Genomic DNA, 15,134 nt, shown 5'->3' on the forward strand with positions numbered 1-15,134 from the left:
CCTCTGCTCTAGGCAAGAGGTTGGAGTGTTGATCAAATATTACAGCAAAAGGTGATCAGGTATAAAAGGTATGCATCTTAGCCAACATTTGCTAATAGCAATTCTCGTTTTTCTGATTTTTGGACTCTCACTTGACCGTCATCGTCAACATCAACAATGGCTGTATCTCCATCTGTGATTTGACTAGACAGCAACGCTTCGGCAAGAGAATCTTCTAAAAGGCGCATAATTGCCCGACGCAATGGTCTAGCACCATAGCTTGGGTTATAGCCTTCTTGTACCACAAGCTCTTTGAAGCGTTCCGTTACTTCTAGGGTAATTCCCTTTTCAGTCAAGCGAGTAGAAACATCGCGGAGCATAATATCAGCGATTTGCTTGACTTCATCCTTAGAAAGCTGGGTGAAGACGATAATCTCATCAACACGGTTGAGGAACTCAGGACGGAAGTAAGCTTTCAACTCTTCGTTTACCAGAGTGCGGATGCGGTTGTAACTAGCTTCGGGTTGATTGTCGAAGTCAAAGCCTAAACTACTACCACCTTTTTCAATTACCTTAGAACCGATATTAGAAGTCAAGATGATTAGTGTATTCTTGAAGTCTACTTTCCGACCTTTGGCATCGGTGAGGTGTCCGTCATCCAATATTTGCAGCAGCATATTGAATACATCGGGGTGAGCTTTTTCGATTTCGTCGAATAGCAGTACCGTGTAAGGTTTACGCCGCACAGCTTCAGTAAGTTGTCCACCTTCATCGTATCCGACATAACCAGGTGGCGAACCAATTAGCTTGGAGACGGTATGGCTTTCCATATACTCGGACATATCCAAGCGAATCATCGAGTCTTCCGAACCGAAGAAGTAAGCTGCTAATGCCTTCGCTAGTTCTGTTTTGCCGACTCCAGTAGGGCCAGAAAAGATAAAGCTAGCGATGGGACGATTAGGGCTTTTTAGTCCGACTCTGGCGCGACGGATACCACGAGATACAGCCGAGACTGCTTGTTCTTGACCGATTAGCCGTTGGTGAAGAGTGTCTTCCAGGTGTAATAACAATTCTGACTCTGATTCAGTCAGCTTGTTAACTGGTACGCCAGTCCACGAGGCAACGATTTGGGCGATGTCTTCTTCATCAACGATGGTAGAATTGGCAGGCTTATTGTCTTGTGATGATGTTGCCTGTAATTGTGTTGTGAGTTCCAATTCCTGGTCGCGCAGTTGTCCAGCTTTGTCAAAATCTTGGACTCGGACGGCTGCTTCTTTGGCTTTAGTGACACCAGTCAGTTCAAGCTTGAGTTCTTTATTAGTGGAAATCTGAGAGTTCCGCAAACGAACACGAGAACCAGCTTCATCAATCAAGTCAATTGCTTTATCAGGCAAAAAGCGATCGCTAATATAACGGTCTGACAACTGCGCTGCTGCTACAATTGCTGCATCAGAAATTGTCACTTTGTGGTGTTGCTCGTAAGCTTGGCGCAAACCATAAAGAATCTCAATAGTTTCTTCTACTGAAGGTTCTCCTACCATAATCGGTTGGAAACGACGTTCTAAGGCGGCATCGCGCTCGATATGCTGACGATACTCATCAAGGGTAGTTGCGCCGATGCACTGGAGTTCACCCCGTGCTAAGGCGGGTTTGAGGATATTGGCTGCATCCAAGCCACCTTCTGTGCCACCAGCACCAACTAGCGTGTGGATTTCGTCAATTACCAGAATAATGTTGCCTACAGTACGGACTTCTTCTACGACTTTTTTGATGCGTTCTTCAAAATCGCCTCGGAAGCGAGTGCCTGCAACTAGCGACCCCATGTCGAGGCTAATGACTTGCTTGTCTTGTAAAGTTTCAGGTACATCCTGATTTACAATACGTTGAGCTAGACCTTCAGCGATCGCAGTTTTACCAACTCCTGGTTCCCCAATCAACACTGGGTTATTCTTGGTACGACGCCCCAGAATTTGGATAGCACGCTCAATTTCTTTTTGGCGACCAACTACCGGGTCAAGCCTGCCTTCTTGCGCTAGTTTAGTAAGATTTCTACCAAACTCTTCCATAGTTAGTGTTTGGGTACGCTTTTGACCACCGCTACCACCAGCGAACACAGAGGTATTATCACCCAAACGGCGAACTACAGCACTACGGACACTCTTGAGGTCAACCCCTAGATTTTGCAGTACTTTAGCGGCGACACCTTCACCAGCCTCGGTCAATCCCAAGAGTAGGTGTTCGGTATTAATGTAATTTTGTCCCAGACTATGAGCTTCTTTAAACGATTGCTCAAAGAGGCTTTTCACCTTGGGGGTAAAAGGAATTTCTGGCGGTACAAAGCCAGAACCCCTACCAATTATTTTTTCTACCTCGCGACGTGCGTCTTTTAGTGTCACGCCCAATTCGGTCAGCACTTTAGCAGCAACCCCGGTTCCTTCTCCCATCAAACCCAGGAGAATTTGCTCAGTTCCTACAAAGTTGTGTCCTAGGCGACGTGCCTCCTCCTGAGCGAGCATAATTACTCTAATAGCTTCGGAAGTGAAGTGTTCAAACATAGCGGGTTCTTGCTCCCTTGCTGCTTGGACTTTGGGTGAGATAAAATTCACCCTCATCTAAAGTTTTTTGTATTTTCTTAAGGACAATGTATCTTTATTTAAAGTTGAATGGCAGTGGGGAGAGCCGTAAGAGCTTAGGTGTAGTTGCCGTCTTCAAATAATTCGGGTGAGATGCAAAGACTCTTAACACTTGACTCTTAATAATCCACGTCCTCTTATAGGTATAAAAAATGACTGAAGCAACCAAAGGTAAAGACCAACAACATCCACTTTACAATCGCGATCGCCCCCTTATTGATATTTTACTCGCTCAAGAAGCAACGGACTACAATTTGGCAGAATTAGCTAGACTGCGAATGCGTTATCAAGGTTTTCCAGGGGCCAGAGACATCCAACAAGACTTGGATAAAGTCTTACAGCAGTGGGGTTTGAGCGAAGCTGAACTTTATGAGAGAACTCGCCAAATCCATGACTTGGGAGGTATTTACAAAAGTCGCGGTAAGAAAGAGGAGCAAGACTGGAATTAAGATAGCTGGATGGCGATTTCTGGCAACTTCTCCATTAAGAAATTTAGATCTTCAATTAGTCTATTATTCGGTCAATGCCTTGATGAGCATTAAAACTGACATGTACCAATCTTAATTATTACCCTTACTCGCCTGGAACTTCGATTTCCAGGCTAATAGCCTAACTTTATTAAAGTGGACTAGAAGAATTTCGCTATAAGAGAATTTATTCTCAGGTGGTTGTTGGAACTGTTGCAAGCTCTCAGTTTAAATTAGCTTTGCGATCGCTATCTTTCCTTAAAAAAGTGCAAATACTAGTAAACATACCACATTTACGTTCATCTTAATCATTAAATTTATCTTCTCTGCATGTAAACTTTTGTATCGAAATTTAATATTTCTGGAAGGATGAAATTGCTGCTATTTAGGTTGATATGCATTTAGTTTGCAGTATCGCCGCTAGGGGTGCAGGAGGGCAGAGGAGGAGGGGAGCAGAGGAATTTTTAATTTTAGATTTTGGATTGAACAATCTAAAATCCCGAATTGCAAATCCAAAATTGAATCAGCAGGGGGGAGAAAATAACTCTTGACTCTTAACCCTTGACTCCTATTTCAATAAGCAACCTAAATGCCGATTAGCTTCTTGAACTTTCATCCCTTATCAGCCTTGGTAATTATTTACCCATATTCCGCTTCATTTGTTCCAACTCATCTTGGGTTTCCCAGCGGCGGAACTTGTCTTCTAAGTCGTCGAAACCACTAGAATAACTACTGGTTTGATTCGACCAACCATTGGTTTCCAAACGTTGCTGAGCTTGAGCTTGAGCACGCACTGTCTGCGCTTCCGCAGCTTTGGCTTGCACCTCTTGTCGCCGCTGCTGAATTTTCCGCAGTAGTTCTTGAGATTGGGTGATGCGTTCTTTGAGTCCTTGCATCTGTCCCCAACGCTGATTTCCTTCGCGCAACAAGGCGGCTTCTCGCTCTTGCGCCGGAGTTGCCAAATCTTGTCTACCAGCGTCTTTGGCTTTTTGAACGCGGATATGCCAACGCTGAATTTCTTGAGCAGTGGACAGAATATCCTCTTGCGATCGCTTTTCCTGTAATTTTAAATCTGCTACCAACTTTAAAGTGTCTTCTTCTTGCTCACGCAGCTGTTCTAACAGCGCCTCTAACTCCAAATGTGGATTACTACGCAAGAATTCTTCTAAACGATTTTCCAGAAACCGACTCAAATCATCAAATAAGCCCACTGCCAGAACTCCAGACATCGGGTATGTAACTATTTTATTGTAGTAATTATTATCGTGCGCGGATAGTAGATTTTAATAGTTCAGTTATCAAGCAATTTAAATGGCTGGTATGAAAGTCAAAAACTACGAATATCAATAGAAACCTTGGTATAAAAAATGCAGTTTTATATATTGTTACGCTATTGTTTATATTCTATGTTGTGATATGCAGGTGTAAACATTGGAGCGATCGCTGTTTACATAAGTAAAGTTGATTTCTTACTTATAGTTAACATGAGCAAGAAAGTCCTTTGTATGATTGAACAAGATAGAGTGGGTAGACAAAAACGGTGATTTAGATATGCGATACAAAGTAAATATAAATAAGGCTGATGAAGGATTCGCTATCTGGTGTCCTGCTTTACCCGGATGTTGGTCGCAGGGGGAGACAGAAGAGGAAGCTTTAGAAAATATCAAAGATGCTATTCAAGCCTACCTTGAGACTGTTGAAGAATTAACTAAGTAGACAGAATTTCGTTGAGAGAACAAACTTAAGATTTACCAGTTACGACAGTTTCTTTTAAGTTACCGTTAGAGTGAGTGATAGCTTTCTGGCTCTTATTTAATGAGTTATCTAAGCTTGTATTTAATGTCTCTTTCAAAATCAGTTTGTTGTTATCAATACATAAACTAATATCTTTTCCTTCCAGAGCTTTTTTCACAAAGCTTGTCAATTTGTTGTTATGCTGTTCTCTTTTTTGGTCAAAATCTGGTATTTTATTTCTCAGAATTTGGTGAACTTGAGACATGGGAATACCACCTTGTCTAAGTTGACTAGCTTGCTCATTATTGTGCTTTAATTCCTGCAAAACTTTCTTGGTAATTACATAAATGTCATTATTTAAATTACTATCGTTATTTACTTCAGTAATTTGAATATCCTCTATTTTTGCTTGGGGAGCAGGTATAGGTAAAAAGTGATCACAAACAGACTTGAGAACACGATTAACATTTCCTTCGTAAGCACATCCAATTACAGTCTTTCCATACTCATGGAGCTTTTTAGCTAAGGAAGCAAATGCACCATCACCTGATACAATAACGAAGACTTGCAACGTAGAACGGCTTTGAGCTAATTCCATAACATCAATCGCCAGTTGCATATCTGCTGCATTTCGTTTATGACTGTAATCAAAGATTTGAATTGATTCAATGCCAAGTTCTTGAATTTCATTCTTGAGAAGCCTCAATCGCGAGTCGCTCCAGTCAGTGTAAGCGCATTGAATAGCAACTTTATTAACTAAGCTAATTTTTTCAAGATTTGTTTGAATTTGTTTAAGAGAAAAATTTAAATTTGGGTTACTTCTACCCATTGTTAGGTTTTCAATATCATAAAAAATAGCTGTATTGAACTGCTCAGCCTTAGCTGAAACGTTAGCTTTGGTAGCCAACTGCTCTAAACGATTCTGGCACTGCTTTAGCTCTCTAAACTCAGCTATTAAAGATGACATTTCTGGAGTTAGCTCAGAACTAACTGCTTGCTGTTTAAATTGCGTAATTACTGCTTTTAAGTCATTGACTTGCAGTTTTGCCTGTTGTAATTCTTGCTGAAATTGATTAGTTAATGTATTGATTTGAGCTTGAGTTTGGATAGTTTGCTCGCGGAGTTCACCAATGGTTCTAGAGAGAATTTGCTGGCGTTGTTGATAAGCTATTACCAAAGCTTGCTGGATGATGTCCCACTCTTTTGGAAAAGCCTCGCGGGTAAAAACTTGTCGAACAGCTTCATAACCAGCTATGGCAATTTCTAAATTGCTTACAGGGTTCCCTTGTGTAAACCCTTGAATAGTTGTACTTAACTTAACAATGACATTAGCTATATTAACAGCGTTAGCAGGTTCTTTAGCAAAGCGATCGCTTACCCATTTTCGCAATATCAAAGCCAAGTTATCATTTAGTTTATTTAAGTTCTGTTGCAGAATTGGGTATACTTCCTGATTTTGATAAGTGGCTTTTAATAATTCGAGTAGAAAGGTCTGTTCCTGGTTAGCAACTTCATTTGGCATAGTTATTTTTTGATAATATACTTTTAATTGAGTATTCCCCACTTTGCATTGCATCTAACAATTAAAGCGGTGTCACCCAATAAGTAATACCTCGGACAACTTGATTTTTAAAACCAAATTGAGATAAATTTTCTTCACGTAAACCTATATAAGTCCAATGTGGAATATCGTTTTCTACAGTTTGAAACCAGCCGTTTTGATTAAGAGCTTGTTTTTGCCGTTGATTTGATGCGCGCAAATCAATTGCTAATCCCCAGAGATGTTGTGAAGTTCCAGGAGGTGCAACTAAACCAAGAATCTTTGTTTCTTTACCTTGTTGTACTCTTGCTAATATTTGATTGTTAGCATATTTGTGCCAAAATCTTAAATTCGTTGCAAAACTACGAGTACAATCACCAGAACCATAACCAGATTTTAACGGAATATTTTGTAGCGTTAGCGAAGCTCCTCTATAAGAGGATCGTGCTTTATTTAAGGCATCAGCCGCCGATTTTTGTAAATAACAGTCTTTAGTACCATCAACTTGACCCATTATCAGGGTATCTTGAAATTCTTGAGTTTCCTGTTCGTTAGCAAAAATATCTTTTTGTGGTAGTTTAATTTCTGTATCTGGATTTACAAATGCTGCACCATAAGCTCGTAGCAGAATATATTCAAAAGTACCAGGTTGAGGAATTATAGGTAACTTTCTAGCAATTGTAGACAAAAAACGCTCTTGGTCATTCAATTGCTGGTTGGGAATAAATGGTGTAACCGATATTGTATCTGTACAAATTAATGAATTAGTATTAAAACATCCTTTTAGTTGTTGGAAGTTCTTATTTAATTTGTGATAGCTAATTTCATTACTAGCTACTAAGGTAAAAACCATGAATATAACTATAGTAATAAAAATTGTTTTCCTTAGAGTTCGTTTCATCGCCTTGGACTTAGCATTAAAGTTCAGGAAAAGTAAATATATTTCGTTAATAATTACTACTTATTTTGATAACTTTATTTATCAGAAAGATACATCCATGAAACCACTGGAACAGTTAAAATTGAAAAGAACTCTCAGCTTGCTGATTCTCTAAGTATGACCATGCACAATTCCATAGAATTCCAAGACGCTTTTGATGTTATTGTCGTCGGTGCAGGTCACTCCGGTTGTGAAGCGGCCCTTGCCACTGCACGCCTCGGTTGCCGTACCTTGCTATTGACACTCAACTTGGATAAAATTGCTTGGCAACCTTGTAACCCAGCAGTGGGAGGCCCAGCTAAATCCCAGTTGACCCACGAGGTAGACGCACTCGGCGGAGAAATTGGTAAAGTTGCAGACCGCACCTACCTGCAAAAGCGCATCCTCAACTCTTCACGGGGGCCTGCTGTTTGGGCATTACGCGCCCAGACAGACAAGCGCGAATATGCAGCGGTGATGAAGGTAATTGTTGAGAATCAAGAAAACTTGACCATCCGCGAAGGTATGGTGACAGATTTAGTTCTGGGTGCTAACGATGAAGTTATTGGCGTTCAAACTTACTTTGGCATGGCGTTTGAATGCAAAGCAGTCATCTTAACAACTGGCACTTTTTTAGGAGGCAAAATTTGGGTAGGTAACAAATCTATGCCAGCGGGACGTGCTGGAGAATTTGCGGCGGAAGGATTGACACAAACCCTGAATCGCTTAGGATTTGAAACCGGAAGGCTCAAAACTGGCACTCCAGCAAGGGTAGACAAGCGATCAGTAGACTACAGTAAAATGTTAATCCAGCCAGGTGATGAAGATATCCGCTGGTTTAGCTTTGACCCAGATGTGTGGGTAGAACGGGAACAAATGCCTTGTTACATTACCCGCACAACTACTGAAACTCATCGTCTAATTCAAGAAAATTTACACCTGTCGCCCGTTTATGGCGGTTGGGTGGAAGCCAAGGGGCCGCGTTATTGTCCCAGTATTGAAGATAAAATTGTGCGCTTTGCTGATAAGGAAAGCCACCAAATCTTTATTGAACCGGAAGGAAGAGATATACCAGAACTTTACATCCAAGGGTTTTCTACGGGTTTGCCCGAAAATTTGCAACTGCAAATGTTACGGACTCTCCCTGGGCTGGAAAAATGTACTATGCTCCGTCCGGCTTATGCTGTGGAGTATGATTATCTACCCGCAACTCAGTGTTATCCCACACTCATGACTAAGAAGATTTCCGGGCTGTTTTGTGCGGGGCAGATTAACGGCACAACAGGCTATGAAGAAGCCGCTGCTCAAGGGCTTGTGGCGGGAATCAATGCAGCTCGCTTTGCTCGTGGTCAGGAGATGATTGTGTTTGCACGTGAGCAAAGTTACATTGGTACGCTAGTTGACGACCTGTGTACAAAAGACTTACGAGAGCCTTATAGGATGCTCACTAGTAGGTCAGAGTATCGGTTAATATTGCGTTCTGACAATGCCGACCAACGCTTGACACCTTTGGGACGAGAAATTGGTTTGGTTGATGATCGCCGTTGGAATTTATTTACCCACAAGCAAACACAGATTACCACAGAAAAAGAGCGGCTGCACACCACGCGGGTAAAAGAACATGATGCAACGGGAATAGCGATCGCATCTGATACCCAACAAGCAATTAAAGGTTCAATTACCCTAGCTGACTTACTACGGCGTCCAGGGCTGCATTACGTTGACCTCGACAGGTACGGACTGGGGAACCCCAACCTCAATCGAGCCGAAAAAGAAGGTGCAGAAATCGACATTAAGTATTCTGGCTATCTCGCTAGACAACAGCATCAAATTGAGCAGATTTCCCGTCAGGCACACCGCCACTTACCTGCGGATCTGGATTACACAAAAATTGATACCCTCTCTAAAGAGGCACGGGAAAAGCTCACTCAGGTAAAACCACTCACTATCGGTCAAGCTGCACGTATAGGTGGCGTAAACCCAGCGGATATCAACGCCTTGTTATTATATTTAGAATTGCGTAAAACCAAGAGCCAATCAGGGTTTCCAGCGTTAGCTTAACTCCAACTTCATAAAGACTGAGTATAGTAGTAGGAAGGAGGTTTGGTATGATAGATGACATACACTTTAGTAGTGGCATCATCAACAACCCTCGGATGAAAGTTGAGTTTAATACTACCGCTCAATCAACTCGTCTAAATAAGACGGGGGATTGGATATTTAATTAATAATCCTGATTCCCAGGCAGTAGGGGCGGCGTTTCCCCGTCCTAGTAGCCACAACCCACAACGCCTATGTTACAAGCAGCTAGCACCCATCTCATTATTTCCGAACCATCAGAAGACTTAATCGCCAATGAACCTTGGTCGATAGATATGTATGCTGATGGCTTGATGGATGAACTCTTTGCCGATATAGACTACATTCTGGATGGTAGTGGGAATCTGCCTTCCCAAACCATTAGACAGGGCAACCGGGCCGCGCCACTGCCTCCAGAATACATGCCTGTGCAAACAGTTACGGTGCCGCAAATTGTCTTGCCAAACGCACTGAACCAACCTTCTCAAGGTAGGCACAAGCAATTAAGTACGGTTGTGGTTGGCACTCCAACTGTCAAAGGAGTGAGTGGAAGACCCCAGAAAACCAGACGTGCTTTAGGCAAGCTGCTGATTGTAGGTACAACTTTAGGTGTGGCGATCGCTAGTATTATCTACTTGGTACAGTCTGGAGTTATACATCTTCTAAATACTAAACCGACCCAATCTGATCTTCCAGCATCGCAACCACAGGCACAGTTGCCTACAAGATCAGAAATTGAGGCGGAGTTGGTAGACTACATGCTGGAAGCACTTGCAGTTATAGAGCAGCAAGAAGCAAAAAATCAAAAATCTGTCAGACCTGGATTCTCTAATCAGGAAACTCTTAATCAAACAGCTAGTGTTGCGCCAGCTGGTAATCTACCACCACTTCTAGCAGCTAACGGTATACCACCAGCCCCCAACCGTTCTGGAGGCGTTGTTGAGCGCATCTACATCCCTGTTTATCAAGCGCCGTCGCCAATGCGCTACACGCTCCCCAGTATTCCTGGCAGTCCAAAATTACCACCAGTTGCCACCTCACAGGGTTCTAAACCTAATGTGGTGAAAACCGCCCTAAATACGGTGCAGCAAGCTGCTAAGCCCATAAATGTCAACATGTTGGCTGCTGTGCGCGGAGAACTCAAACCTGTAGCTGTTAAAACCGCACCAATTACCTTACGGCAACCATCTAATCCTCTACCTGCGTTACCAGTTGTCCCATTACGCGCAGCACCCACACCAGAAGCCGCGCCATCAGCACCAACTATCACCCAACATCAAGTATTTTTACCCACTGCTGTTGCAGATGCTCCTAGCGATACCTTAGAAGGATTACTAGAGTTAGGCAACAAATCTGCTGCTTTGTTTAAAATAGATGGCGTAACTCGCCGTGTCGATGTAGGTGAGAATATTGGTTCAAGTGGTTGGACATTAGTAGATGTTAGTAACGGCGAAGCTGTAATTCGTCGTAATGGCGAAGTGCGCTCAATTTATGCAGGGCAGAAATTTTAATGCCTTTAATTAATCAGATGAACTGCCACTGGCGATCGCCAATCGCGGTAAATGTAGGAATGATTGTATTAACCGGAATTTGAGCAGCTGTGGTATTCATTCTGGGTAGTCCTCAAAAATACAAATCACTCCCCCTGCTCCTTGCCCTTCATTGATGTGACTCGGCAGAATTAAAGATTAAGTGTATCAAAGCATCAATCAGGCGATCGCTTTCCATCGGAATAATATCTTTCCCATGCATCACATCCTGAGTAATATGAAAATGAACTAATGTCCCTAAAAGAATCCTCGCTGTTGCCTCTGGGTCAGTTATGTTCAGTTCTGGATGAGCAGCCAAGTATTGACTGAGCGTTTCTAGCAAGGGTTTAATCATCGCCCGAACACAAATCTGAGTTAACTCAGGAAAACGACCAGATTCACCGATTAACACTCGCATAAATGCACAATGTTCTTCGTCTTTAGTCATCTGCTCCAATGCGTTGGTTGCTGATTGGCGCAGTACGATTAGTGGTTCTCCCTCAAGAGGTTCTGTCCCAAAGATTAAGTGGAGCTTTTTGCGTGCTAGCTGCTCTACCAGCGCTTTAAATAATCCTTCTTTATCTTGAAAGTGGCTGTAGACTGTCGCTTTAGAAACACCCGCTGCTACTGCTACCCGATCCATACTTGTGCCAGCGTAGCCTTGTTTGAGAAACTCCTGCATTGCCCCTTGCAGAATTTGTTCGACTTTATCAACGGAATTGTCTTTGTCAACTTCGCCAATTTTGATATGTGCCATTTATTAATCATCCTCTTCTATAAATAATTTTAATAGACGCTGCAAAATACTCTACGCAATTAATCCCAATTGTGATAAGCATTCTGGCAGATAATTCCAGACTAATTCAATGAGTTGTAGCTTTGGCTGTATAGCTTGACTAAACTAGTCCGTTCAGTTTAGCATATTAAAACTGAACGGTTTAGTACGACTTGCTACTGGTAAAAGGGGAATACTATGGCGCAAAATCGGAAGATAGAGAGTTTAAGGTCTTCCCAAAATTTTTTACGATCGCATATTTGGTTAGTAATAATTGCATCTTTAGCTGTAGGGGGAGCTAGTGTTTACACGTTGCTACAGTTGCAGGCTAAGGCTAATCAAAAGCAAGAAGCGCCAGTAGCCGTTCAACCAGTAGTAAAGACAGTCACAGCATTGGGACGGTTGGAACCAAACGAAGAGGTGATAAAACTTTCTGCACCTTCTTCTAATGAAGGGAATCGGGTGGAAAAACTATTAGTCAGAGAAGGCGATCGCGTCAAAGCAGGGCAGGTAATTGCCATTATGGACAGTCGCGATCGCCTTCAAGCGAGTTTGGGTGAAGCACAAAAACAAGTTAAAGTTGCCAAATCCCGCCTTAACCAGGTAAGAGCAGGCGCAAAACAGGGAGAAATTGGAGCGCGGGAAGCTACCATAAAACGTTTGGAAGTGGAACTAGAGGGAAACATCAAAACTCAGCAAGCCACAATTAACCGTTTAGAAGCAGAACTACAAGGACAAAAACAGCAACTAGAAGCAACAGTTGCTCGCGTCGCAGCCGAGAGGCAAAACGCCCAAGCAGATGTTCAACGCTACGAGACTTTATACAAAAGCGGCGCGATTTCCAGTCAAGAAGTTGATAGCAGACGTTTAAGCGCCGAAACTTCCTCTCAGCAGTTAATCGAAAGCCAAGCCACCAGAGCCAGAACTATAGCCACCCTAGAACAGCAGCTTAACGAAGCCAAAGCCAACCGCAACCAAACCATCGCCAGCTTGCAACAGCAAATTAACGAAGCCAAAGCTACCCTGAATCAAACCGCAGAAATCCGTCCCACAGATCTAGCAAACGCCCAAGCAGAAGTAGAAAGCGCTCAAGCCACCGCAGAGAAAATTAAAGCGCAACTAACTCAGGCATATATCCACGCTCCCAAAACTGGGCAAATTCTCAAGATTAATACAAGAGCCGGAGAAACAGTTGGTGAACAGGGAATCGTGGATTTAGGTCAAACCGACCAGATGTATGCAGTGGCAGAAGTCTACCAAAGTGATATTAACAAAGTGCGTCAGGGACAGGCGGTGCGGATCAGCAGCGAGTCTCTACCCAATGAATTACAAGGAAGGGTGGATTGGATTGGTATGCAAGTGCAGCGGCAAAATCTGATCAACAGTGATCCTTCTAGCAATATTGATGCCAGGGTAGTGGAAGTTCATGTGCAACTGAATAAACTATCTAGCCAAAAAGCTTCTAAATTTACTAATCTACAAGTCAAGGCGGTAATTGAACTGTGATTGGATTTATTCAGCAATTGCGGCAACGAACTCCCCTAGGTTGGCTGCAACTGAGTCACGAAAGGGGGCGTCTGTTGGTAGCATTGTCAGGCATTGCCTTCGCTGATGTCCTGATGTTCATGCAGTTAGGGTTTCAAGATGCTCTGTTTGAAAGTAACACCGTGCTGCATCGCAGTATGCAGGGTGACATGTTTGTCATCAGTCCCCAAGCACGTAACTTGGCAAACATGTCTACTTTTACAAGGCGGCGACTGTTTCAAGCAATGGATGTACCAGGGGTAAAGTCAGCAGAAGCCATGTATGTTAACTTTATCGATTGGAAGAATCCCCAAACACAACAGAAGACAACAATATTAGTTATGGGGTTCAATCCTGATCAGCAAGTGTTTAACTTAGCTGATGTGAACCGCCAGAAAGATATGGTTAAGTTACCAGATACCGTTCTTTTTGATCGCGCCTCCAGAGGAGATTATAAAGAAGCGATCGCCCAAATTGAACAAGGAAAATCCGTTACAACTGAAATTGACCGTCGGACGGTTAGCATTGGCGGCTTATTTCCAGTTGGGGCTTCCTTCATTGCCGATGGTAACTTGATCACCAGCGACCAAAACTTTTTGCGACTATTTCCTGGGCGAGAAGCAAGCAGCGTCAGTCTAGGTTTGGTTAATCTGCAACCAGGTTATGACCCCAAGCAGATCAAAGCAACTTTAAACGCTTATTTAGGTCAAGATGTCAAAGTATTGACCCGCGAAGAATTTATTGAATTTGAAAAAAATTATTGGAAAGAAAACACTGCGATCGGGTTTATTTTCAGCTTGGGTGTAACAATGGGATTTTTAGTGGGCGTGATTATCGTTTATCAAGTCCTTTCTACTGATGTGAATGCCCACATGAAAGAATATGCCACCTTTAAAGCAATGGGGTACAACAATCTCTACTTGCTCGGTGTGGTGTTTGAAGAAGCAGTAATTCTGGCAGTATTGGGTTTTATACCAGGGGCAATCGTACCCTTTGGACTTTACCATCTAACTCGCAATGCCACCAATTTGCCACTTTACATGACTTTAGCACGAGCCATTACGGTACTACTGCTAACTATGATTATGTGTATAATTTCTGGTGCGATCGCCACGCGTAAACTTCAATCTGCTGACCCCGCAGATATGTTTTAAAAATTGTCATTTGTCATTATTAAGGATTAAGAACAAATGACGGTCATTATGAGGAATCCGCTTACTTATGACTAGCGAACCCGTTATTTCTATTAAAAATCTTGACCACTATTTTGGTCAGGGTCAACTGCGTAAGCAAGTTTTGTTTGATATCAACTTGGAGATTAACACTGGCGAAATTATCATTATGACTGGGCCGTCTGGTTCTGGTAAAACCACACTTCTTACCTTGGTAGGTGGGTTGCGTTCTGCCCAATCTGGTAATTTGGAGATATTGGGACAAGAACTTTGTGGTGCTAGTGCAGCACAACTTACTCAGGCGCGACGCAGTAACGGTTATATTTTCCAAGCGCACAACCTACACGCTAGCTTGACAGCACTCCAGAACGTCAAAATGGGCTTGGAATTGCACAAAAATATGTCGCTGGCAGAAATGAAAACTCGGTCAGCACAAATGTTAGAGGAAGTAGGATTACAAGAGCGGATCAATTACTATCCCGATGATTTATCGGGGGGACAAAAACAAAGAGTTGCGATCGCTCGCGCTCTAGTAAGTCATCCTAAAATTGTTTTAGCAGATGAACCCACCGCCGCCCTTGACAGTAAATCGGGACGAGATGTGGTAACACTCATGCAAAAACTGGCAAAAGAACAAGGCTGTACTATTCTTTTAGTAACTCATGACAATCGCATTCTCGATATTGCCGATCGCATTGTCCACATGGAAGATGGCAAGTTAGTAAATGATCGAGCCGTTGTCTCAGCAGTTTAGGGGAACCAGGAATGATACAGTATGAGCGT

General features: G+C 42.7%; 12 protein-coding genes. 7 read left to right on the forward strand and 5 right to left on the reverse strand.

All coding sequences use genetic code 11. The annotated features are described in order from the left end of the window. Positions 1-77 precede the first annotated feature (77 nt). The gene (locus HCR01_RS10330) at positions 78-2,534 is read right to left on the reverse strand and encodes an ATP-dependent Clp protease ATP-binding subunit (protein ID WP_193196233.1); all 2,457 of its coding nucleotides are present in this window, start codon (positions 2,532-2,534) and stop codon (positions 78-80) included. 230 nt (positions 2,535-2,764) lie between these two features. Here HCR01_RS10330 and HCR01_RS10335 point away from each other — a divergent pair, with 230 nt between their 5' ends. Next, positions 2,765-3,061 (forward strand): DUF3288 family protein, encoded by a 297-nt coding sequence (locus HCR01_RS10335; protein WP_193196120.1) that lies wholly within the window; start codon positions 2,765-2,767, stop codon positions 3,059-3,061. A gap of 653 nt (positions 3,062-3,714) precedes the next feature. Here HCR01_RS10335 and HCR01_RS10340 read toward each other — a convergent pair. Then, entirely contained in the window at positions 3,715-4,290 is a 576-nt protein-coding gene (locus HCR01_RS10340; protein ID WP_193196234.1) for a TIGR04376 family protein, read from the reverse strand. A 340-nt stretch (positions 4,291-4,630) separates the two neighbouring features. Between HCR01_RS10340 and HCR01_RS10345 the strand changes: the two genes are divergently transcribed. Continuing rightward, complete coding sequence (locus HCR01_RS10345) at positions 4,631-4,795, forward strand: type II toxin-antitoxin system HicB family antitoxin (RefSeq protein WP_193196121.1); 165 nt, start codon at positions 4,631-4,633, stop codon at positions 4,793-4,795. A 25-nt stretch (positions 4,796-4,820) separates the two neighbouring features. Here HCR01_RS10345 and HCR01_RS10350 read toward each other — a convergent pair whose 3' ends face one another. Further along, positions 4,821-6,335: an NYN domain-containing protein gene (locus tag HCR01_RS10350; protein ID WP_193196122.1), complete on the reverse strand. Its 1,515-nt coding sequence runs from the start codon at positions 6,333-6,335 to the stop codon at positions 4,821-4,823. A 61-nt stretch (positions 6,336-6,396) separates the two neighbouring features. Then, positions 6,397-7,254, reverse strand: coding sequence for a D-alanyl-D-alanine carboxypeptidase family protein (locus HCR01_RS10355; protein ID WP_193196123.1), 858 nt, complete (start codon positions 7,252-7,254; stop codon positions 6,397-6,399). A gap of 156 nt (positions 7,255-7,410) precedes the next feature. Here HCR01_RS10355 and mnmG point away from each other — a divergent pair, with 156 nt between their 5' ends. Together mnmG and HCR01_RS10365 are read left to right on the forward strand one after the other, a co-directional pair. Then, complete coding sequence (gene mnmG, locus HCR01_RS10360) at positions 7,411-9,333, forward strand: tRNA uridine-5-carboxymethylaminomethyl(34) synthesis enzyme MnmG (RefSeq protein ID WP_193196124.1); 1,923 nt, start codon at positions 7,411-7,413, stop codon at positions 9,331-9,333. 233 nt (positions 9,334-9,566) lie between these two features. Beyond that, positions 9,567-10,862 (forward strand): hypothetical protein, encoded by a 1,296-nt coding sequence (locus tag HCR01_RS10365; RefSeq protein ID WP_193196125.1) that lies wholly within the window; start codon positions 9,567-9,569, stop codon positions 10,860-10,862. 148 nt (positions 10,863-11,010) lie between these two features. Here HCR01_RS10365 and HCR01_RS10370 read toward each other — a convergent pair whose 3' ends face one another. Then, positions 11,011-11,637, reverse strand: coding sequence for a TetR/AcrR family transcriptional regulator (locus HCR01_RS10370; RefSeq protein ID WP_193196126.1), 627 nt, complete (start codon positions 11,635-11,637; stop codon positions 11,011-11,013). 216 nt (positions 11,638-11,853) lie between these two features. On the opposite strand from HCR01_RS10370, the gene HCR01_RS10375 reads away from it, so the two are divergent. The 3 genes from HCR01_RS10375 to HCR01_RS10385 all read left to right on the forward strand — a co-directional run bounded on the left by HCR01_RS10375 (position 11,854) and on the right by HCR01_RS10385 (position 15,105). Next, on the forward strand, positions 11,854-13,161 hold the full coding sequence (locus tag HCR01_RS10375) for an ABC exporter membrane fusion protein (protein WP_193196127.1): 1,308 nt from the start codon (positions 11,854-11,856) through the stop codon (positions 13,159-13,161). Further along, positions 13,158-14,333, forward strand: coding sequence for an ABC transporter permease DevC (devC, locus tag HCR01_RS10380; RefSeq protein ID WP_193196128.1), 1,176 nt, complete (start codon positions 13,158-13,160; stop codon positions 14,331-14,333). Before HCR01_RS10375 ends, devC begins: the two co-directional genes overlap by 4 nt. Positions 14,334-14,400: 67 nt before the next feature. Continuing rightward, positions 14,401-15,105: a DevA family ABC transporter ATP-binding protein gene (locus tag HCR01_RS10385; protein ID WP_193196129.1), complete on the forward strand. Its 705-nt coding sequence runs from the start codon at positions 14,401-14,403 to the stop codon at positions 15,103-15,105. The last annotated feature ends 29 nt before the right edge of the window (positions 15,106-15,134 follow it).

Origin of the sequence: Nostoc sp. MG11 (genome assembly GCF_014904695.1) — a bacterium.
GTDB lineage: Bacteria > Cyanobacteriota > Cyanobacteriia > Cyanobacteriales > Nostocaceae > Komarekiella.